The following is a 20,941-nucleotide window of genomic DNA, read 5'->3' on the forward strand; positions in this document are numbered from 1 at the left end:
TTTTGTGACAGAAGGCATGATTATTTATAAGAACTGTGAAATCTGGCAACAAAAAAACGAGCCAATTAGCTCGTTCTTTGTCTATATTCATCTCTTAACATGCCATAGAATGCCAGATCGTAATGCTGCCCGAATCGATACACATGTTGTTTCAGTGTTCCCTCATAAGCGAAGCCGATCTTCTCCATGATTCTCCACGATCTAGGATTAGAGGTGTATGCTTCAGCGAAAATTTTATGAAGCCCTAGCTCTTCGAACCCATAAGATAGAAGCGCTTGAGCTGCTTCGGTGCCATACCCTTTGCCCCAATAAGGCTTCCCAATCCAGTATGCTAATTCTCCTCGGTTATGCATTGCTGAGATGCTAATATTCATAATGCCGATTAAGTCTTCAGATGATTTCTCGCAAATCGCGAAAATGACTACTTTACCCTTCGCCTCAGCTTCCAGCATGCTGTTGATAAATGGCTCGGCCGCTCCGCTCGGATATGGATACGGAATATTCAACGTCGTCTTGGCGACATCATAATCTCCAGCTAATTGTTCAATTCTCGCAGCATCGCTCAAGTACAGAGGTCTTAATGATAATCTATTCGTTTCAAGTTGTGGCATACTGATGTCCCCCATTTTCCTTCATGATTCATGATTTTAATAACAAGAAATTGTTCGAATTCTACCATATTGAACCGGAATATACTAGTCACCACAAAAAAACCATGGGGATATGAGTATCCTCATGGCAAATTGCATGGTCTGTGCTGCAAATAAGCAGCGTTAGACAGCTCTACTAATTTCATTTTAATTAGACATGCTGAACAGCAAGTTTCTCTGCTTGTATGAAAATAAGGATGTCGTCTCCCGGATCGCACATAGCTAAGGAGGTGGAGGTTGATTCGCTAAAGCGGGCACTCTCGCCCGCTTCCGTCATTACTTATGATAATGTGGTTCATTTGACAGCAATTGAAGGGAATAACGTTGTCCCAGCTCTTGCCGCACCTCGATAGTCGAATCGAAAAATTCGCTCAGATGAGCCGAGGTCAGCTGATCGGCTGTATTGCCTGATGAAAATACAGATCCCTGTTTAATAAGCAGCGTTTTGTTGAAGCAGGGCATGATCTCTTCAACATGATGTGTGACATAGATGAGTGTTGGCGCTTCAGGCTCGCGTGCAATCGCTTGAATCATGTGGAGCAGTTGATCACGCGCGAAGATATCAAGTCCCGTGCACGGTTCATCGAGGATCAGAAGCTTCGGAGAAGCCATTAACGCACGCCCGATGAGCACACGCTGCCGCTCGCCCTGGGATAATGTATCATAAGTGCGGCCTAGCAGTCGCTCGCAGCCGAGCAGCTTAATTAAGGTTAATGCCTTGTCCTCATCAGACTCTTCGATGTTATCGTATAGTCCGATTGAAGCGAACTTTCCGCTAAGAACGATCTTCTGAACTGTCTCGTGTCCATGGAGTCTCTGCTGCAGCGAGGTGCTTACCCAACCGATCTGCTTCCGCAACTCGCGGAGATCGAATGTGCCGAATTTCTTTCCGAGGACGGATACGCTGCCTGAGGTCGGCCAGATGTAGCCATTGATCATATTCAGCAAGGTAGTCTTCCCTGAGCCGTTAAGGCCCAGCAAGCACCAATGCTCTCCCTGTTTAACCTCCCAAGAGACCTGTTCCAGAATCATCTTGTTATCCCTACTCCAAGTTACATCGCGAACATCAATAACCATAACATCCCTCCTCTCCCATATGTGTTCGGCAGTTATTTGCTGCTTCTGCGGCTGCCTTGCGGCTCCAGATTGGCAAGCGACAAGCGAACGGCGGTATCGGCGTCTCTATTCGCAATCGCCTGCAGCAGTTGATCATGCAGCTCCGACCGGTCTTCATAATGCTGCGTGTCGACGATGAGGTGGCTTAGTTCACCGCGAAGCGCGCTGCAGAAGGCACGGTACAGATCAATCAGCACAGGATTGTGGCTCGCTTCTGCAATCGAACAGTGGAATTCCACATCATAATCTACATAGGCAGCGTAATTGCCAACCTCCAGTGCCTTTTTTCGTTCTTCAAGAAGCTGCTTCATTCGCTCAAGCTCCGTATCCGTGCGGCGCTCTGATGCCAAGCGTGCTGCCTGAGCATCCATCATGCTTCTCACTTCGGTAATGTGCACAGTCTCCGCTCTAAGCAGCCGCTGTTCCAACGAGTCTGAATCAGAAGGGCGTGAACGAACATACGTCCCATCCCCCTGTCGCACTTCCAGCACTCCAGCATGCACCAGAATCTTGACGGCTTCACGAATCGTTGAACGTCCTACGCCTAACATCTCCATCAGCTCCGGCTCAGTCGGCATGCGATCGCCAGGACGATAGTGGTGGTCAAGCGCATCGTGCAGCTGTTCAAGCACTTGATCCACCAGTTTGCGGCGAGGGACGGCAGAGAACTTGGGTGTATTCAAATTCATCAGATCATCTCCTGTTATAGAGGAGTATATTCCTTTTTTTACAAATGTCAATCCATTAGTTAGGTGTAACTCGAATCCTGCGTATGAAAAGCAAAAAACCGTGCATCGCACGGTTTTAGATAGTAAATTCGAAATTAAGCATTCGTATCCTGCATCGCAGGAATATTGATTTCTTTGACACAGGCTGCTTTGGATAATCCGATTACGCATGTGACGAGTGATAAGATATCTTGTACTGGGATGCGGGTACTGTCATAGGCAGAGAGTGCCTTTTCTGCGCCCTCTTCATAAGGAATTTCAGCAGCAAGCTCGCCTGGATTAATGCAGGTAACGGCTATCTGATCTTGGCGAACATGCTCACGCAGCGCATTCGTTATTCCTCGCAGTCCAAACTTCGACGCAACGAAGGAAACTTGTGAATTGTTCGTATGATCTAGCCCAGCCGTCGAACCAATGAAGATGATCTTGCCTGCTTCTGACTTGCGGATATTCGGAAGCAGCGACTGGATACATGTTATTGTTGATGTAATGTTGACTTGAATGATTCTGGCAATTTCCGCAGGATCATCATTGTCGAAATTGTAATCGTCCCCAAAACCATCTTGTTCCCAAATGCCTACATTGTATATGATTACATCAATCACATCTTCTGCAACTGCATTCGCTATACGGGAGGAAGCCTCCTGCTGCGACAGGTCAGCTTGAATCCAGATTCGCTTGACCCCATCTTTCAGATCTAAGCTGGACGGACGATTACGCGAGACAACCCACACTTGATCTCCTTGCTTGGGCAAACCTTTTACGAATGCATCACCTAGTCCCTTACTTGCACCGAAAATAATGTATTTTTTCATTATTCCATTCCCCTTTCAGGATTCGGATTATTTCGGATTAACCATCGGTTGTGAATCGGTTATTGCTACTCGCTGGGCGATTTGCGCTAGCTGCTGAATTCCCTCTCGTATTTGGATCTCGTTCATGAGTGAATAGCTTAGACGAATCCAAGATTGCATGTCGTTCAGCGGATCACATATATGACCAGGGACAAAGGAAATAGATTGCTGGAAACAGTTGTGCAGGAGTGCGCCACAGGAAATGTTGCTTGGCAGACGGAGCCATATGTTCAATCCGCCTTGCGGCGTTGTCCATCTCCAATCAATGGGGGCTGCCGATAGTTCCTCTTCCATTACGTCCCGTCTAATTTGCAGCGCGATCCGCAACTTCTCTAGGTGCTGCTGCATCCGTTCAGATTGATAATAATGAAGAAATATTTTTTGCGTGACGAGTGGTGTTCCGTTATCTGCAAGCGATTTGGCTGTAATCAGCGGATCGATCATCGATTTGCGAGCGAACACCGCGCAAATGCGCAAACCAGGAGCAACGTACTTGCTGAAGCTTCGCAGATAGACAACCCATCCATAGGTATCATACATGAATAAAGGCTGCGGCGGCCCCTCATCGAAATAAATATCATGAAATGCATCATCTTCCACAAGCATGCAACGATACCGCTCAGCCAATTCTACAAGTTGCTTGCGCTGGGACGGAGGAAGCGTATAACCCGTCGGATTATGGAAGGTTGGGTTCATATAGAACATTCGTGGACGATGCTGCTTCATCAGCTTCTCTATCGCTTCCAAATCGTACCCCTCCGGCGTGAACTCCACCGGTATCAATCGGGCGCCATGCCCTCGGAAGATGTCAATCGCAGCGCTGTATGTTGGCCGCTCTACGAGAATGGCATCGAGCGGTCTAATTAGGATTCTGGCTAGGAGATCAATCGCCTGCTGTGCACCCGTTGTGATCAGAATTTCGTCAATAGTCAGATCGACTCGATATTGCCGCATGAAATATTGACACAGCACATCACGCAGTTCCTCATCCCCTTGCGGTGTTGAATAGCTTCCCATGAGCTTGGGGTACTTATCGAATACTTTCTTTACGTATTCCGACAGGAACAGATTAGGCAGTAAATTCGGATCGATTATAGCTTGAGAAAATTTATAGTTAGCCGCCACTCGGTGAATATCGGACAGATTGCTTGTTAACTGTATGGCTGTTGAGCTGTTCTTACTATTGAAATAATCCAGTTCAACTGCTGACTTCGATGGGCTTACGTAGTAGCCGGATTTCTCCTTGACATAGGTCACACCGTGCTGCTTCAACAATTTGTAGACTTTGAACACGGTCAATCGATTCACGCCGAGTTCAGCGGCAAGGGATCGTACCGAAGGGAGCTTATCATGAGCCCCCCACTCTCCTCGTTCAATATTCGTCAATATGTAATCATATATTTGCTTGGATCGCATCGGCACGCCCCTTTCCTATCTGAACTTATATTGTACTACATTCATCTTCAATCTGTTCTATTTGAAGTAATCTGTTCTAGTTAAGCACATGTACGACCATACCATAGGGAATTACAGCAATCGTGATCCAGTCAGTATTGAAGCACGCATCTCAGACATGAATCCTAAAAACCTTCTATAATTATCCGAGCACTACCCCTAGTGCATTCTACTCAAATCTTGTACAGCTCATGCCGTGAAGTTGATGCGGTCAATCGGCCGCATTCACTTGGGTTGTAGCCATAGGTTTTCCGGAAGAGAGAAGCAAAATGGCTGACATTATGATACCCAACCATCATTGCCGTCTGGCTTACATTGGCTTCCCCTCGTTCCAGCACTCGTCTTGCTTCATTCATGCGCAGTTCCCGTACGTAACCAAATACAGTAGTCCCGAATAATGTCTTGAAACCTAGCTTCAACTTATAATCATTAAGTCCTGTTAAGCGCGCAAGCCCAAGCAGGCTGGGCGGCTGCTTCCACGTTCTTGTCAAGATATCCTTCGCTTCATACAGACATTGAATGTCTTCGGCAGTCAGCTTGGAAGTGGTCTGTTGCGCTTGCCCCTTCTCTTCCAAGCCATCTAAATGAAGCGCCAGCAGCTCAAGCGCTTTTCCTTCCAAATATAGCTTTTGGAGCGCGCCTTGGTAAGGGCACTGCTTCATCTGTTCTACAAGCAATGAGATCTGGGCTGAGCCAGCCGTTTGCTTACAGAAGACGGAGCTGCGAGTCAATCGTTCAAGCTCAGGAAGATCGTTGTCGAAATACCTGAGATCAATCCGGAGCTCCATATGCTGCATCCGTTCATTAGGGTGCAGCTGCGCAATCATGTTGGCTTCCTTGACATAGATGAGCGAGGACATCCCCGGGGTCATTGCATATTCTTGCGATGATGCTGACCAGCTGCCGCTGCCTGAAGTCGTATATGAAATTTCAAGATGCGGATAATGGATATCGACGTCCATCGTTACCGGACGATGAAATTCTGCGTCGAAAAAATTGATTTCTAGCCCTTTTCTTAAGAGAAATCGCTGTAGATGCCCTGTTCCGCTGGGTGCCAGAATGGAATAGATGCGCTTCTGGTCATTTGGCCGAAGTGAAGGAGTGATATCTATGAAATCTCCGAATGTATCGTTTAAGTCGCGGGAATCGATGTGCAGTTTCAAGACCTTCTCCTCCACTCCATGTCTATATAAGTTTCTGTATGGTACATGAACAAAGCAATCCAGTGTCGGTATATTCCTATGAAGCCTGGCAGGCTTAGATGTGACGATCCTGATGTGCCGTCCCCCAATGTTAGTCCAAATCGAGCAAATCCATGTATATATCTCCATATTAAAGCAAATGATTATCATTATCAATGAATGAAAATAAAAAATCTCTTTTTACCATTTCACTTGTCTTCTTGCCGTTCTTGTTATTTTTAGATGCTTATTAGTCTACGGTTAGAGTCTTATTTTATTTCTCGATAGCTGAATTGCTTATGGCCGTCTTATTCAGTACAGCAACCATAGTAATGCTCAATATAAGAACGAGTACACCCATGATTGCAAATGGAACATGCTTATCCAGCCGATACAGCATCGTGCTTAGAATAGGTGCAATTACCGCAGAAATTCCTTGTACGGCCGCAATCAGTCCTGCAACCCCTCCCTGTTGTTCACTGGATACCGCAAGCGATGCGCCTGTCATGAAGCCGGGCATCAACAATCCTGCCCCTACTCCGAACAGGGAGAACGCGATATAGTAGCTGAGTAAGCTATTAATAAACAAGAACAGTGCGATACTGCATAGAAGGAGCAGCGATCCGATGAGCAGCAGCTGCTTGGGATGCAGCTTCGATGTCTTCATTTGAATGCCCTGCGTCAAAATCATTGCGAATCCTGTCAGCATTAATCCCATGGATACCATGCGGGCAGTTTCTTGCGTAGTGAGTGCAAGCTGGTCTTGAAAATAGAAGCCGCCAACTACCTGCAGCGTAATGATACTGAGCATGGTAATCATCCCGGCTAGTAAGTTAAGGGGAATCCCTCTCTGGAACGGACTCACTTTGGGCGGCTTGGTGTGATTCAACTGCTTATGAGTAGGAACTAACATGAGCACGACAAAGAATGCGATAATCGGTAGTAATGCCCCAATATACAGAGGCCATATCAGCCCAATAAATGCGAATACAGCGGCAATTGCAGGACCGAGCACAAGCCCAAGCCCGTTTGCTGCCCCTATAAGGGCCATGCCTGAAGAACGCCCCTTTTCATCGGTTACGTCAGCCATATACGCCTGTGCGGATGAAGGTACAGCTGGAATGAACATGCCAACCATGGCTCGTGCAGCGATTAGAAGTCCAAGGAGCAGCCCCCCTTCTATTGCTCCATGTAATCCGGCATACATCGTTGCAGTGAAAATGACATAACTGACGAACATTCCGATGAAGCCCATTAAGATAACCGGCTTTCTCCCTTTGAGATCACTGAGTCGTCCCCATACAGGAGCCATAATGGCCATGGCGACAGAGCCTAATGAAATGATGATGCCTGAATGCACCTCACTTAATCCCAATTCACGAATGAGCGGCGGCATGACCGGCGCAATGATCATTAACGCTACCATCGAGACAAATACACTGAAAAATACGCTAAATCGAATTCTAGCCATCTTGAATGGCCCTCCTCTCCCCTACATCTTCTTCGGATGATTCCCTCTAGATGGTATAAGAAAAAGGATTGATCCTGCTACCGCAAAACGGATTGATTATGCCGGTAAACGGATTTTTCTTGATCCCGGGAGAGAAATAATTGCGGTTGAGGAAGCCAACAATATTTTAACTCTTGCTCCTGTTCCATATGTAGGTTCTGAAAGATTCTATACAATTCGATTATGAATTAACTGATAGATTCTGTCATGTTATCTAACTTAGAAGAGCATGCAGATTGCCTTTGCAAGAATATAGCAGAAGAAATGTGAACCATTGATCGGACTTGAAATTATTCATATGAACAAAGCAAAGAATCGGCAGCTTCCACGCCTTTCTATGAAAAGTGTATTACTGCCGATTCAATGCGTGATATTAATTATTTCGTCCTAATGATAGTGATTACGTAATTGCTACACCAGCGCTTGCATACCCTGCAACCGTAGTACCCAATGTCAGACCTGTTGTTGTAACCGAGAAGACCATTAACAAACGAGTCTCTGTTGTTACAGGTATTGACAACCCCGTTGTTGCTCCATGAGAAATAGTACCAATTGCTACGATTCCAGAAAGTGATGGTGCTAGTGTAACGATAGCTCCTGGAATTGGAGTGAATGTGTTGTTCGGTGTAGTTGATTCCCATAATTGTGCCTGTATCGTTGCAGTTGCTCCAATTAGACTAAGGGCTATTGTCGTACTGAAGTAAGCAGAAATAGACGTAATTATGCCATTACGCGGCATCGAGAATGCCATGTTCAGAAGCAGACCTGCTGCTCCTGTAAGATCAATCGTTGCACCTAATGCGCTTACGGTCGGCGCAGAGTTTCCAAATCCAATCAGTCCGCCTGTTCCTACCAATCCGCCTGCGAGCGTGGTCAATAGTACAGGTACACCGGAAGCAAATGGGATAATGGCTCCTGTACCAGGAACTCCAGTTACGCCAGTAGCACCTGTAGTGCCTGTAGCTCCAGTAGCGCCGATAGCACCTGTTACACCTGTAGTTCCAGTAGCACCTGTTGCGCCAGCACCGCCAGTAGCACCTGTTGCGCCTGTAACACCAGCAGCCCCCGTAGCGCCTGTTGCGCCTGTAACACCAGCAGCCCCCGTAGCGCCTGTTGCGCCTGTAGTACCAGTAACGCCAGTACTAGGGCCGGTAGGGCCTGTCGGCCCTGTTGGACCTACAGATATCGGTGTAGACAAGATGCTATCTAGTTTATTCTGCAGAAGAAATTCTTTTTTGGTTAAGTCTTGAATTGTATCTCTTACACTTTGGTTTACAAGTAAAATGTCGCTAATTGTAGCAGGTGGAGAAGTAACACCTGGTAAAGTACCTAAAGCAAACTGAATTTTTTCACCTTCAGCATTAATAATGTGGCTTAATCCGAGCTCTTCCAAAGCAATAGAAGATAACAATAAATTGATTGCATCGTCTCTAGTTACAGAAATAATAGGAGTAATATTAGGGATATTAGATTGTGACAAATGAAATCCCTCCCGCAAGTTGTATTTTCAATTACCCTATAATTATATGAACATATGAAAGAAATGATTGGGTAAACAACGCAAGGTAAAGACATAAAGTATGTTCCGTTTCTACGCGTCATTACAGACGTGTACTCCTATAATTAGGCTGGAAACCAACATCGTGTTTACATCCAATGAAACGATAGTAAGGTGGATACTGATCGTTATTACACTTGCTCTCATCGTATGGACATGATCTTATCTTCCTTCCATTGATTAACGTATCGAAGTAATCTGTTCTATTTGTAGTAATCTGTCCTATCTCACAGCGTGTATGATCAATCCAAAAGGAGGAGGAACCATGGTTATCTTCAATTATGTGCTCGTTTGTCTTATCTTCAGCACAACCTTCCTAGCGGTGAAAATTGGTGTGGACGCCTCTGCCCCGCCTTTCCTGTCAGGGGGGCTTCGATTTTTCATTGCTGGAATCCTATTGTTCAGTTGGATGCTATGGAGGAAGAAAGCAAGCCTGTCCTTGTTATTGCACAAAGATTCGCTCCTTACAGGGATAGGTCTTACGTTCGGAACTTTTGCTGCTCTATATTGGGGAGAACAATTTGTTGCTTCGGGGATCGCAGCGATTCTGTCAGCTACAGCGCCTATTCTAGTACTTGTGCTGCAGATGATCTTCATGCGCCACAAACCCACCATTCACGCTTTACTAGGTTGTGTCATAGGATTCCTAGGAGTTGTTCTTATGCTAGTACCTGGGATCTCAGTATCGGCAAGCGTATGGGTTATTGTCGGCAGCATCGTTATAATCTTAGGTCAATTGTTCTATGCAGGGGGTGCAATTTACTCCAAACGGGTTGCAAAGCGCTTTGCAACTACGTCACCATTTGCACTTAATGCGGTTCAGATGATATATGGAGGAGCTCTACTGCTTACTCTATCCGCATTTACGGAGGATTGGGACTTTGGGAGTATGCTATCTGGTCGCGCACTTGGCTCATTGCTTTATTTAATTGTGATTGGTTCGATGATTGGGCATAGCCTGTTCTATTGGCTTGTCGCCAAGACGACGCCAATATTTGCTTCTACTTGGCTGTACGTATCTCCGATGCTCGCGCTCGTAGTTGGCGTACTGTTCTATGGGGAGAGGATCACATGGGTATCGGCTGCTGGTGCAGTAATCATTATTGTCGGCACAGCCTTTATCAATTACGACAGCTTGAAGCAATTGTTCCAGCGGCCAAAGAAAAGCCATACTGATCTCCAAACAGTACAGTCTGGATGAATCACAGCAATAAAATAAGCTCTCCCGAATGTGTTCCTTCGAGAGAGCTCTTTCTCCATTTTCGTTCATATTCTCCAAAGAAAATGATACATTTTGCAGAAAAGCAAAGATCTATCATGTTATTTCGCCAATACTTCAACAACAAACGTCTTCACAGCAATGAAACGACAAGCAGATTATACAGCATAAGTGGCATCCAAATGATTCGCACCATACAGAGCTTATTTCTTGACCCAGGAATCCTTCAACGGTACGATCCGATGAAATTCGAGATGTGTGCCCTCCCTACCTTGCTCCCTGGCAAAATAACCATGTCTGATAAACTGGAATCGCTGTTCTGTTAGAGCTTGTGCTGCCCAAGGCTCCAACATAACGTTTGAGATACGAGTATGTGAGTCTGGGCAGATTCGGTCAGTCCAGATGATGTCGTTATCCTTCGGCACAGACTCATCTAGCAAGAGGTTTTCGTACAAATGAACGACGGCCTCCACCGCATGAGCAGCTGACACCCAGTGAATGGTTCCCTTCACTTTCCGTCCAGTAAAGCCTGTGCCGCTCTTCGTGACCGGATCATATGTGCATCGAAGTTCTGTAATTTCGTCGGTTGCTGGATCTTTGATTACTTCATCACACCGGATAAAATAAGCACCCTTCAATCGAACCTCGCCATTTGGACGTAGCCGGTGGAACTGGCTTGGTGGCTGCTCCAGAAAATCATCTCGCTCGATATAAATGGTTCTCGAAAAGGGAACATCCCGTTGGCCCAGCTGCTCATTATGAGGATTGTTCTCCAATTGCAGCCATTCTACCTTATCCTCAGGATAGTTTGTTATGACAACCTTTAACGGGTGCAGTACTGCCATGATGCCGCTAGTTCGGTCTTGAAGATCCTGTCTTGCGTAATGATCCAGCAGCGAGATATTCGCGGTGCTCTCCGTCCGAATACTGCCGATCTCTTCGATGAATGCGCGTATACTCTCTGACGTGTACCCTCTTCTACGAAGGCCCCGAATCGTTGGCAATCTTGGATCGTCCCAGCCCTCAACGAGTCTCTCCTCGACTAACTGACGTAAGTAACGCTTGCTTGTTACGACACCCGTAAGATTCAATCGTCCGAATTCGCGCTGCCTTGGAGGCTCTGGAACTTCGAGTTCGCGGAGAACCCACTCGTACAGCGGACGATGGTCTTTGAATTCAAGCGAGCATAACGAGTACGTGATGCCTTCGATGGCGTCTTGAATCGGATGGGCAAAATCATACATTGGGTATATACACCAGTTATCCTTGGTTCGATAGTGCGCAGCATGAATAATTCGATATAAAACCGGATCCCGCAAATTCATGTTCGGCGAGCTCATATCGATCTTGGCGCGAAGCACTTTAGATGCGGTAGGAAAGACTCCTTGTCTCATGTTAGTAAATAGCTCTAAGTTCTCTTGTATCGTGCGGCTGCGATAAGGGCTATTTCGGCCAGGCTCTGTCAACGTCCCCCGATATTTCGCTACTTCGTCTGGCGCAAGATCGCAGACATAGGCCTTCCCTTTTCTAATTAAGGTCACAGCTGCTTGGTAAATCTGCTCCGAATAGTCCGATCCATAATAAATATAATCGGGGTCATATCCAAGCCATTTCATATCCTCAATGATGGAGTGAACATAATGGATGTCCTCCTTCAGAGGATTCGTGTCGTCGAATCGCAGATGAAATGAGCCTCCATACTGCTTCGCAAGCATATAGCTTGTGTGGATGGCATAGGCGCTCCCAATGTGGAGATAGCCATTCGGCTCTGGGGGGAACCGCGTGCACATGCTTCGACTGAACGGCGAAGCTTCCTGTTCCTCATGTATGAGTCTGTATAAATAATGGTCAGTTGAATAGGCAGTATCTTGATTCATGGTGACGCCTCCTCATGAACTTGTGGGGTGAATCGAGTGTTAACACATATCTAAAAAACGCAATAAAAAAACCTCACCTCCAAGACGTTAAGTCTTGGGGACGAAGTTATCGTGGTACCACCCCGGGTTCATTAATATGTCGCCATATTAATCTCATCAAGTACGGCATAAGAAGCATGCTTATACTCTAGCTCTGTAACGGGAGCTCCCGTCATGCCATCCCACGGTTGAACGGATCCGGCATGCTGCTCAGAGGCTTGGTTCGGGAAATGGCTCATTGCTCCTTCTCAGCTGCAGGAGCTCTCTGTATATGGGCATATTTCCTTACTCTTCTCATCATCGCGTTTCTTTTATTGGGATAGATAATAACAAATCATTCCACCAATGTAAAGTCGGATGTTAGACTGCTTTGTGTGAGAACATGATGGCAATGGCGCACCACAGAACATGACCGTATCCGTATTGCCTACTCCTTACTCCCCTCTTGATGACATGATTCCTCTCTCGATTGTGCCCGCTTGTATCGAATAGAAACAGCGAGCAGCAGAAGCGGGACTAAGATTCCGAAGGTAGCAACGAACGGAATCCAGGTTGTCTTGTTATAATCGCTGTAGTGCACCGAGCTCGGATGAACAATTATGGAGAAGATGACTAATAGAAGACCTAACGGATACACAAGGATGCGGTAATCGTGCAGTCGCAATGTCTGTGACAGACCTACACACGAGACGTAAAAATACATCGACATTTTGAAGTAAATGGTAATGAACCACATGACAGCTACAACTACTTCGACATGCTGAAAAAAAGTACCTACCATAATTCTTTTTGCCAGCGCATAGCTCGGATATAATTGCCGTGAAGTTGTCTCTGCTCCGAGAACCAGGATCGTACAGGCGATAATGATTGTCAACACAATACCGGCTAGAAGCACTCCGATATAGAACGCTTTTGTTGCTTTGCTCACTTCTGGAGTGGATGACGGATAGATCATTAAGAAGACGACAGCTGGAAACAAGTATATACTGCTGAACAATAATGTCGCACGGATCATCGGCTTCATACTCGACTCGAAGATAGGCTGAATCTTATGTATATCGATCTGTGGCGCAATGCATAACAATAGAATGAGGAGCAAGAGTATGAAGTATGGAAATACAATCTCTGCAGATCTTGCAAGCACCTCTAAGCCTAAGCGCACGCCCATAACAACGATGAATGCGAATATGATATTCGTAGCGATCATAGGAGTATTGGGCAATATCTGAGTTGTCATGAAGAAGCCCATATAGTTTAGCAGCTCCGATGAAGTAATTAATGCAAAGAAAACGAAGAACCACGAAATAGCTGTCCCAATCCATTTTCCTAAGCGCTTCTCAATCATTTCAACGAGTGTCATTCTCGGATGATGCTGTGCGACGATGCTATACAGCTTCACAAGAAGCATGCTTATTCCAATGCTAATAATTGAAGCAATCCATGCATCCTGCTTCACCTCTTCTGCCAAGCTTGAAGGGATAACTAAAATCGCAGTTCCAACGGAATATAAGAAGACGAGAATTGTAAACTGACGAACGCTGATATTATTCTGTTCCCCTTTTCCCATCATGATTGCTCCTCTCGTTCATCCCTTCAAGAATGTTGAAATCAGGCGTGTAATTGGTTTATAGATGGTTGCAACCATGTCCAGCGGACTTGGTACCTTAACATGAAATGCCAGAGCGATGCCAAGTACTGTGCCGAGTGTAAGCAGTGTACCGAATGCGACAGCTTCTTGTTTACTTCCGCTCTTCGACAATGCTGGGTATTCCATGATAATAATGGTGGCTGCAATAATGAGGATCCCTAAACTAGCTAAAATATGTCGTAATCCTCCATTTCCTATATTGTGGATATTTGTGATCAATCTATTTCAATTATCGTCGTTGAGCATTTTTTTAAACGAATTGGGAAAAATTTTTCAATGCAAGTAGCTCATCATCATTGTAAGGAGCTCTTGTGCAATGTACGAAGCTGATCGCTCCTTAATATGTCCTTCACAGGCGGAACGGGCGGTGCAATGCCGAATGAGACTGCATCCGTATTTACGATGTATCCCGGCAACCGCTTGTTCGTTATGATTTCGACAGGCTTACCGCAATTGCTGTACGGAGAATTAGGTTTTAAGCGCGTCTTACTTCGGATTAGAATTGACTATGCGGATGAAATGAAATAAAATACATCTATATTAAGTTGAATAGGCGATGGAGTTCGCCATAACCGCCGTCTAGGCTAATGACTCCTACCAGAGAATAACTTCCCTGGTAGGAGTCTGTTTTTTTGTCCAGAATGGTAAAGACAGAAAGGATGATGAGATGTTGTGAAGAAATGGAGAGGGTTGCTCGTACCTGTCTTACAGAAATCTACATACGCCGCTATTATGGCTTCTTTATTAAAGTGGATTGTACTTGGGAGTATCGTTGGGCTATTGACTGGTTCTGCTTCTGCGATATTTCTCATCAGCTTGGACTATGTTACGGGGACGAGAATCGAGCATCCTTGGTTGTTGTACCTGTTGCCGCTGGGCGGTGCTGTGGTCAGTTACATGTATTTGAAATTCGGTAAGAACAGCGCGAAAGGCAATAATCTTATTATTGAACAGATTCATGATGGCAAAGAAGCGATTCCACTGCGTATGGCGCCCCTAGTCTTGTTCGGTACGCTCATTACGCATCTGTTCGGCGGCTCCGCAGGCCGTGAAGGGACGGCAGTCCAGATGGGCGGCAGCTTATCCGAATGGCTTGGCAAAATGCTGCGAGTCGATCACACTGATCGTAGAATTCTTCTCATCTGCGGCATTAGTGGTGGGTTCGGTTCTATATTCGGCACCCCGCTTGCGGGTACAGTATTTGGACTTGAGGTGCTGGCCATCGGACTCATCCGTCACGAGGCCTTGGTTCCAGCATTCGTAGCGAGCTTTGTCGGGAATATTGTCACCTCGTCAGTATGGGGAGTATCACATGTCCATTACGTCGTCAATGAATTTCCGGAGTTATCGCTGCTTGTACTGGGAAAGGTTGTGCTGGCCTCCATCTTGTTCGGACTTACGAGCCGGCTGTTCAGTCAACTGACCCACTATTTGAAAAAAGGGTACGCCAAGCTATTCGCAAATCCGATGCTCAAAAGTGCAGTAGGCGGACTTGTTATTATCGCATTTGTGTATATCGTCGGATCACGCGATTATCTTGGCTTAGGAATTCCGCTTATTCAGAACTCATTTACGGAGGACGTATCTCCATTTGCCTTTCTTGGGAAGCTCATTTTCACTTCCTTTACGTTGGGTGCAGGCTTTCAGGGCGGTGAGGTCACGCCGTTATTTGCCATCGGAGCTACATTAGGCAATGCATTGTCGGGCATCTTGCAGTTGTATGCCCCCTTCTTGGCTGCACTCGGATTTATTGCCGTATTTTGTGGAGCAACGAACACACCGATCGCCTGCTTCCTGATGGGAATTGAATTGTTCGGTTCTGAGGGCGCCATTTATATGTTTATCGCCTGCTTAATCAGCTATTTATTTTCAGGTCATACCGGTATCTATACTTCACAACAAATTGGAGTATCTAAGGCGAAATTGATACGGATTGCAGCAGGAAGTACGATTGGCGCAGTCAAAACGGAGCAGCGGCAACAGGATCGTACTGAGTAATATGACGATAACCACGGAATGAGGCTGTCCAATTCGTTAGCTTACCTTCTGCGGGATCCTATCTAATAAGACAAAGGTCGAGTTCAGGGTAATATGGCGCCCTGCTCTCGACCTTTTTTTCATGACTATCCGATTTAATTGTGGATTGCGTCACATTCAATGGAAAATAGGAGGACTTTCCCATCTTACTTGTGATGACTCAGGCTATCTCATTCCTACTTATTCGGATGAAGATACCGATATAGTCGAAGCAGCATCGGTCTCTGTTACGCTTAGACGGTTAGACTGGAACTCGGCCCTGATGCATATCCGTGCTTGTGTAATTCAAGCAATGCTTCGAGACGGGCCTTATATCGATTGACGAGCACCTGAATATTGGAATGCTCATAGTCCCGTGTGTTGTACACGAACCGAACGACAAGCTGCCCTGCTACAATCATGGCAACCGCCTCTAATTGATACATTCGTCCATTGTCCAGTCCTATCGTATCACCTGGCGGCATCGCTGAGAACGTAAAATTTTCATTTTTCAGCTCGTTACCGAATTGACCCATATAATTGAAATTTATATTTGCCTTCCTCTCCAAAATTGCTGTACCGCTTGCTGACTCATGCTTGGTCAAATACTTCAGTACCCCATAATTCATTCCCTTGTTCGGAATGCTGCGCAGCATTTGCCGAGTCTGTTCGACAGCTGCGGGAAGGGAATCGGCTCGTGACATATCGAGAATGATCGGATACATCGTCATGAACCAGCCGATCGTACGCGACACCTCGATCTCTTCCCCGATTGCTTCTCTTCCATGGCCTTCAACATCCAAGCGAAATGTGCGTCCTCCACTCCAATCCGCAAGCGCCATTCCGAACGCAGTTAGCATGAGGTCATATGCTTCCGGGCTTGCTGACGTATTATTGCTCCGAAGCAGTGTGTCGGTTGCTTCCGAAGAGAATTCAACCGCAATCATGCCATTATCGCTCCATACGCCAAGATCGGCAGCTTGCACATCGCTGCGTATACCGAGCGGTAATGGATCTCCAGAATATTGTTCAAGCGCAAGCCAATAAGGAAGTTCCTGAATAACCTCATCCTGCTGAGCATAGGTGTGTAGTCTCTCTGCCCACTGCTTCAGAGAAGTTGACTTTGGCCTAACACGCAGTGGATGTCCGTTCACAAGCTGATCGTATCCATCAGCAAAATCTTCGAGGAGCACACGCCAAGCATATCCGTCTACAATCAGATGATGAATCGTGAGCAACAGGTGATCCCCACCCTTCGTACGGAATAGACCAAGCTTGACAATTGGGCCCTTGTAGAGATTAATACTCTGCTGCAGTTGAGTTGCAATCTGTTCCATTTCTCGCTCAGGATGGTCAGCATCTTCTAGATCGTATGATACGAAATGATAGAAGGGCCCTTCATCCGGCTGGCGGATGGTCTGAACGATCGACTTTCCATCTGAGCGGTAGGTCATTCGCAATGCATCATGGTGAAGAACAAGATGGTCAAATACATGTTCGATGTGCTCTTGCACAAATCTCGTCTTACTGAATAGGACGAATGACTGATTCCAATGATGCGGGTTCGCGAACCGCTGCTCCCAGAACCACTGTTGTATAGGTGTGAATGGAACGACTCCAGTTATGATCTCGTTCTGAGTGCGCTTATCTGTAGATCTCATGCGGGCGGCTGCCTCACCCAACGTTGGGTATAAATGAAGTTCCTTTACTGGCAAGGTATATCCGTATTGATGCAATCGTCCCATGAGTTGAAGCGCTTTGATGGAATCGCCGCCGAGCTCCCAGAAGCTGTGGTGTAATCCGATTGAGTGCCTATTTAGCGTCTCTGCCCACAGCTCCGCCAGCAGCTGCTCACGTTCGGTAACAGGCGCAATATACGGTTGATTGCCAGAAGACAGTGCGGTCATGTGAAGCAGTGCATTGCGGTCAATCTTGCCATTGTGTGTTAGCGGCATGCTGTCAATCTTCATGAAGTGTGCAGGAACCATATAGCTAGGAAGCTGATTCAGAAGCTGAGTGCGAATGTCTGAGATCACGAGTTCTTGATCCGTGACAATATAGGCAGATAGCGTCGAGTCGGAAGTATCTTGCTTGATCATAAGCACGGCAGCTTCTTGAATGCCTGGCAAGCGCTGCAGCTGCGATTCAATTTCACCAATTTCAATTCGATAACCACGAATTTTCACTTGGTCGTCTGTTCGACCAATGAATTCGAGTTCCCCGTTAGGAAGCCATCTGGCATAATCACCGGTCAAGCACATTCGCTTCCATCCATCCGAGTCGAAGAAGGGGTTCGCTATGAAGCGCTGCTCTGATTGCTCCGGTAGATTGAGATATCCGCGAGCAAGTCCTATTCCGGTGATACATAGCTGTCCTTGTGCCCCAATTGGCTGCAGCTGAAGATGCTCATTCACGATATATACGAAGCTATTCGCTAACGGTCTGCCAATGCTATAGGCTCCTCCCGCTTGCGCGTCTTTCTTGATCGACGTGACAACGCTGTTCTCGGAAGGGCCGTATTCAATTACAATTTCAGTGTCGGACTGAAGCTGCTTGCTTCTCTCTATCACCGCATCACTGACCCGCTCGCCTGCTAAGGTAACAATCCGAAGACTCGACATATCTTCTGTTGATAATCCAGTGAGTAAAGACCCATATAGGCTTGGTGTGGAAATAATATGATAGACCTTCTCTTGTATAATCAAGTTACGTAGGGCATAGAAGTCTTTCATCGCCTCCTCAACTGCCAGCACAACTGTCGCTCCCATAATAAGCGGTGACCAGCACGTCGCCACAAAACCATCGAACGCGAAGGAAATCAACGGGAGCACGGTGTCTCCTACCCTTGTCTTGTATTCTTGGTTCCGATAATGCAGAGTGCTGCCGAATGATTGATGCTCGATCATCACCCCCTTCGGATTGCCGGTCGACCCGGAGGTATAGATGATATATGCAAGGCTGTTTGGAGCAGGGTGAGTGGCTTGAATGTCATCTTTTGAAATGTCACTTAATAGCTTGCTTTCTATCCTACTTTCTTGCTTGTCGCTGTCTGCGGTGCATTTATCTAGATCCAACCATTCATATGCTCTATCGATTTGGAAACGCCTTTCTAGGCCTCGATGCGTAACGATGACTTTGACACTACTGTCTGTAAGCATAAATGAGATTCGTTCATGAGGGAGTGCAGGGTCTAGCGGAATGTAGGCCGCCCCAGCTCTCCATATCCCGAGCATGCTGACAATAGTATCGATAGATCGCTCCATCAGGATGCCTACGACATCGTCCTGCCCGATACTTTTATTCCTTAGATGTGCACTCAATCGGTCGGCTCTGTAACTTAATTCTCGATAAGTGATGGATTTCTGGTCGCATCGAATGGCTATAGCTTCAGGAGTTCGTTCGCACTGCTCATTGAACGCTTGGACGACTAAGAGAGTGGGATTGGACTCTTTTGTTTTAGCTGCCTGAAAGGAAGTCATCAGCTCTGCACGCTGCTCAGGCGTGCAAATTTCGGTTGAGTCGATAGAGCGTTCAGGCTGTGCAAGCACTTCCTCGATTACATATACATACTGTTCAAGCTGTCGCTGTATTTCTTCTGAACTGAACTTAGTTATCTGATAATCAAAGTGCAGGGACAATTCGTTTGTCGCCGCGACTCGCTGTACCCGAAGCAGGAAGTCATTTTCCTCATAGCCACAATGGATATGCTCCCATTCATATTGAACGTACTCATTGCTGTGTTCATTCGATGTATCCGTCTCCCGGTATTCAATGGATGTTTGAAAGAGAGGTGAACTATCGCCTGTTTTGGAGCGAATGTCCTGTACAAGCTGATTGAATGGGTATTTCTGATGCCTTGCAGCTGAGAATTGCTTTTTGTTCACTTGCTTAATGAAGGAGATCCTGTCTTGTTCCCCTTCTATCTGGAGGCGGAGTGGCACGGTGCTGACGAACATACCTAACATGTTTTTCTCTGCTCTATTCGTTCGATTGCTTAATGTCGTGCCGATGATTTGATTTTGGTTCCCATTCCACTTGTATAAATAAATGCCCAGTAGTGCAGTGAATAACGTAAATGGACTAACTTGATGCTTTTCGCAGAATTGATATACGTGCTTTTGCACGGAGGCAGACAATGGATAAGTTATACGATCGGATTTACAGGTGGGATCATGCAGTAGGAGTGGCGAGATTGTATGTGCGCTGTCAGAGGGATGTGCTTCAAATTCCTGCAGCCAATATTGTCGGTCTTTCTCCCGGCGCTCAGATTGCTCGTACTCCAGCTCACTAGCGATGAACTGCAAGTAGGAAGGTCGATGTGACTCAGGCAAGGTTGCACCTTGTACAAGGCAACTGTAATAGGCAAGAATATCATCAATGATAAGCTGCTGGGAGATTCCATCGTGAATGAAATGATGAAAACGCTGGTATAATACACAATCCGTAGCATTAATCCGCAACAGAATGAACTCAAATAGATCGGTATCCTTCCACGGCATTGGCACTTGAGCTCTCGCCTTCTCCCATGATTGTACGTCAATACCGACAGCATCAATGACTGGAACCTCATAACTTTGATACTTGCTGATGTATTGTCTTGGCTCCTGTCCGTCCCTCTCTACGATACGAAGACGCAGAACTTCATTTCGTCTTAAGAGCTCATTTACAGCTTGCTGCAGGAAAGGAATCTCCAGATTGCCTTGTTTCGACTTCAGCCGCAACGATACTGAAATAATGCCTAAGCTTGTATTCGGCTGCATATTCTCCATGTACCAAATTCTAAGTTGAGGATGTGTAAGTGACCAATCATTCATCAGACTCGCCCTTCCCTGTCAAATTCATCTACTAGCACATTGAAACATGCCATTGGAAAGAGGGTCAATCAAATATTTTCTAAAAAGAATTGTTCATTTGATAATTTCTTGTAAATACCGAGAATGCAGCTATAATTGTATAAATTTCGCAAAATCGGTGAAACTATCCGCACCGAAATGCAAAACCTTATGGAGACATAAATAAATGAACTTACATGCCAATGTACTTTTCTTTCGGCTATTGCTGTTAAGTATATCCATTCCTTTGGCAATGGT

The 20,941-nt window shown here is 46.1% G+C and carries 14 protein-coding genes, 1 pseudogene, 1 riboswitch and 1 other annotated feature; of the genes and pseudogenes, 3 read left to right on the plus strand and 12 right to left on the minus strand.

Going from position 1 to position 20,941, the window contains the following annotated elements:
* Positions 1–65: 65 nt before the first annotated feature.
* The 8 genes from PBN151_RS14650 to PBN151_RS14685 all read right to left on the minus strand — a co-directional run bounded on the left by PBN151_RS14650 (position 66) and on the right by PBN151_RS14685 (position 8,974).
* A complete protein-coding gene (locus tag PBN151_RS14650; protein WP_072729562.1) occupies positions 66–611 on the minus strand; it encodes a GNAT family N-acetyltransferase in 546 nt (181 codons plus the stop codon).
* A 315-nt stretch (positions 612–926) separates the two neighbouring features.
* On the minus strand, positions 927–1,727 hold the full coding sequence (locus PBN151_RS14655) for an ABC transporter ATP-binding protein (protein ID WP_072729563.1): 801 nt from the start codon (positions 1,725–1,727) through the stop codon (positions 927–929).
* Between the two features lie 32 nt (positions 1,728–1,759).
* The gene (locus PBN151_RS14660; RefSeq protein WP_072729564.1) at positions 1,760–2,455 is read right to left on the minus strand and encodes a FadR/GntR family transcriptional regulator; all 696 of its coding nucleotides are present in this window, start codon (positions 2,453–2,455) and stop codon (positions 1,760–1,762) included.
* A 134-nt stretch (positions 2,456–2,589) separates the two neighbouring features.
* Positions 2,590–3,309: an SDR family NAD(P)-dependent oxidoreductase gene (locus tag PBN151_RS14665; protein WP_072729565.1), complete on the minus strand. Its 720-nt coding sequence runs from the start codon at positions 3,307–3,309 to the stop codon at positions 2,590–2,592.
* Between the two features lie 27 nt (positions 3,310–3,336).
* Positions 3,337–4,764: an aminotransferase-like domain-containing protein gene (locus tag PBN151_RS14670; RefSeq protein WP_072729566.1), complete on the minus strand. Its 1,428-nt coding sequence runs from the start codon at positions 4,762–4,764 to the stop codon at positions 3,337–3,339.
* Positions 4,765–4,976: 212 nt separating this feature from the next.
* The gene (locus PBN151_RS14675) at positions 4,977–5,966 is read right to left on the minus strand and encodes a helix-turn-helix transcriptional regulator (protein WP_072729567.1); all 990 of its coding nucleotides are present in this window, start codon (positions 5,964–5,966) and stop codon (positions 4,977–4,979) included.
* 292 nt (positions 5,967–6,258) lie between these two features.
* Positions 6,259–7,455 (minus strand): MFS transporter, encoded by a 1,197-nt coding sequence (locus PBN151_RS14680; RefSeq protein ID WP_072729568.1) that lies wholly within the window; start codon positions 7,453–7,455, stop codon positions 6,259–6,261.
* A 439-nt stretch (positions 7,456–7,894) separates the two neighbouring features.
* Positions 7,895–8,974 carry an exosporium glycoprotein BclB-related protein gene (locus PBN151_RS14685; protein WP_072729569.1) on the minus strand — a complete coding sequence of 360 codons (1,080 nt, stop codon included), beginning with the start codon at positions 8,972–8,974 and terminating at the stop codon, positions 7,895–7,897.
* Positions 8,975–9,317: 343 nt separating this feature from the next.
* On the opposite strand from PBN151_RS14685, the gene PBN151_RS14690 reads away from it, so the two are divergent.
* Positions 9,318–10,253, plus strand: a complete 936-nt coding sequence (locus PBN151_RS14690) for a DMT family transporter (protein WP_072729570.1) — start codon at positions 9,318–9,320, stop codon at positions 10,251–10,253.
* A gap of 221 nt (positions 10,254–10,474) precedes the next feature.
* On the opposite strand, the gene PBN151_RS14695 is transcribed toward PBN151_RS14690, so the two are convergent.
* The 3 genes from PBN151_RS14695 to PBN151_RS14705 form a co-directional block, all read right to left on the minus strand.
* Complete coding sequence (locus PBN151_RS14695; RefSeq protein ID WP_072729571.1) at positions 10,475–12,148, minus strand: glutamine--tRNA ligase/YqeY domain fusion protein; 1,674 nt, start codon at positions 12,146–12,148, stop codon at positions 10,475–10,477.
* 93 nt (positions 12,149–12,241) lie between these two features.
* Positions 12,242–12,497 (minus strand) — a binding site (T-box leader).
* 117 nt (positions 12,498–12,614) lie between these two features.
* The gene (locus tag PBN151_RS14700; protein WP_072729572.1) at positions 12,615–13,757 is read right to left on the minus strand and encodes a GerAB/ArcD/ProY family transporter; all 1,143 of its coding nucleotides are present in this window, start codon (positions 13,755–13,757) and stop codon (positions 12,615–12,617) included.
* Positions 13,758–13,772: 15 nt separating this feature from the next.
* Positions 13,773–13,961, minus strand: a complete 189-nt coding sequence (locus tag PBN151_RS14705; RefSeq protein WP_227774679.1) for a hypothetical protein — start codon at positions 13,959–13,961, stop codon at positions 13,773–13,775.
* Positions 13,962–14,201: 240 nt separating this feature from the next.
* Between PBN151_RS14705 and PBN151_RS30755 the strand changes: the two are divergent.
* A pseudogene (locus PBN151_RS30755) lies at positions 14,202–14,315 on the plus strand (ABC transporter substrate-binding protein); the annotation flags it as partial.
* A gap of 63 nt (positions 14,316–14,378) precedes the next feature.
* Positions 14,379–14,439, plus strand: a riboswitch (Fluoride riboswitch).
* A gap of 128 nt (positions 14,440–14,567) precedes the next feature.
* Positions 14,568–15,833 (plus strand): voltage-gated chloride channel family protein, encoded by a 1,266-nt coding sequence (locus tag PBN151_RS14715; RefSeq protein WP_072729640.1) that lies wholly within the window; start codon positions 14,568–14,570, stop codon positions 15,831–15,833.
* A 272-nt stretch (positions 15,834–16,105) separates the two neighbouring features.
* Here PBN151_RS14715 and PBN151_RS14720 read toward each other — a convergent pair whose 3' ends face one another.
* Entirely contained in the window at positions 16,106–20,665 is a 4,560-nt protein-coding gene (locus tag PBN151_RS14720) for a non-ribosomal peptide synthetase (RefSeq protein ID WP_072729574.1), read from the minus strand.
* Positions 20,666–20,941: the final 276 nt, after the last annotated feature.

It is taken from the genome of Paenibacillus sp. NAIST15-1 (assembly GCF_001894745.1).
GTDB lineage: Bacteria > Bacillota > Bacilli > Paenibacillales > Paenibacillaceae > Paenibacillus_B > Paenibacillus_B suaedae.

Bases quoted from the DNA above. Each gene is read 5' to 3' on its own strand.
- PBN151_RS14650 (WP_072729562.1), bottom strand. From the start codon at position 611: ATGCCACAACTTGAAACGAATAGATTATCATTAAGACCTCTGTACTTG.
- PBN151_RS14655 (WP_072729563.1), bottom strand. From the start codon at position 1,727: ATGGTTATTGATGTTCGCGATGTAACTTGGAGTAGGGATAACAAGATG.
- PBN151_RS14660 (WP_072729564.1), bottom strand. From the start codon at position 2,455: ATGAATTTGAATACACCCAAGTTCTCTGCCGTCCCTCGCCGCAAACTG.
- PBN151_RS14665 (WP_072729565.1), bottom strand. From the start codon at position 3,309: ATGAAAAAATACATTATTTTCGGTGCAAGTAAGGGACTAGGTGATGCA.
- PBN151_RS14670 (WP_072729566.1), bottom strand. From the start codon at position 4,764: ATGCGATCCAAGCAAATATATGATTACATATTGACGAATATTGAACGA.
- PBN151_RS14680 (WP_072729568.1), bottom strand. From the start codon at position 7,455: ATGGCTAGAATTCGATTTAGCGTATTTTTCAGTGTATTTGTCTCGATG.
- PBN151_RS14690 (WP_072729570.1), top strand. From the start codon at position 9,318: ATGGTTATCTTCAATTATGTGCTCGTTTGTCTTATCTTCAGCACAACC.
- PBN151_RS14695 (WP_072729571.1), bottom strand. From the start codon at position 12,148: ATGAATCAAGATACTGCCTATTCAACTGACCATTATTTATACAGACTC.
- PBN151_RS14700 (WP_072729572.1), bottom strand. From the start codon at position 13,757: ATGATGGGAAAAGGGGAACAGAATAATATCAGCGTTCGTCAGTTTACA.
- PBN151_RS14705 (WP_227774679.1), bottom strand. From the start codon at position 13,961: ATGGAATACCCAGCATTGTCGAAGAGCGGAAGTAAACAAGAAGCTGTC.
- PBN151_RS14715 (WP_072729640.1), top strand. From the start codon at position 14,568: ATGGCTTCTTTATTAAAGTGGATTGTACTTGGGAGTATCGTTGGGCTA.
- PBN151_RS14720 (WP_072729574.1), bottom strand. From the start codon at position 20,665: ATGAATGATTGGTCACTTACACATCCTCAACTTAGAATTTGGTACATG.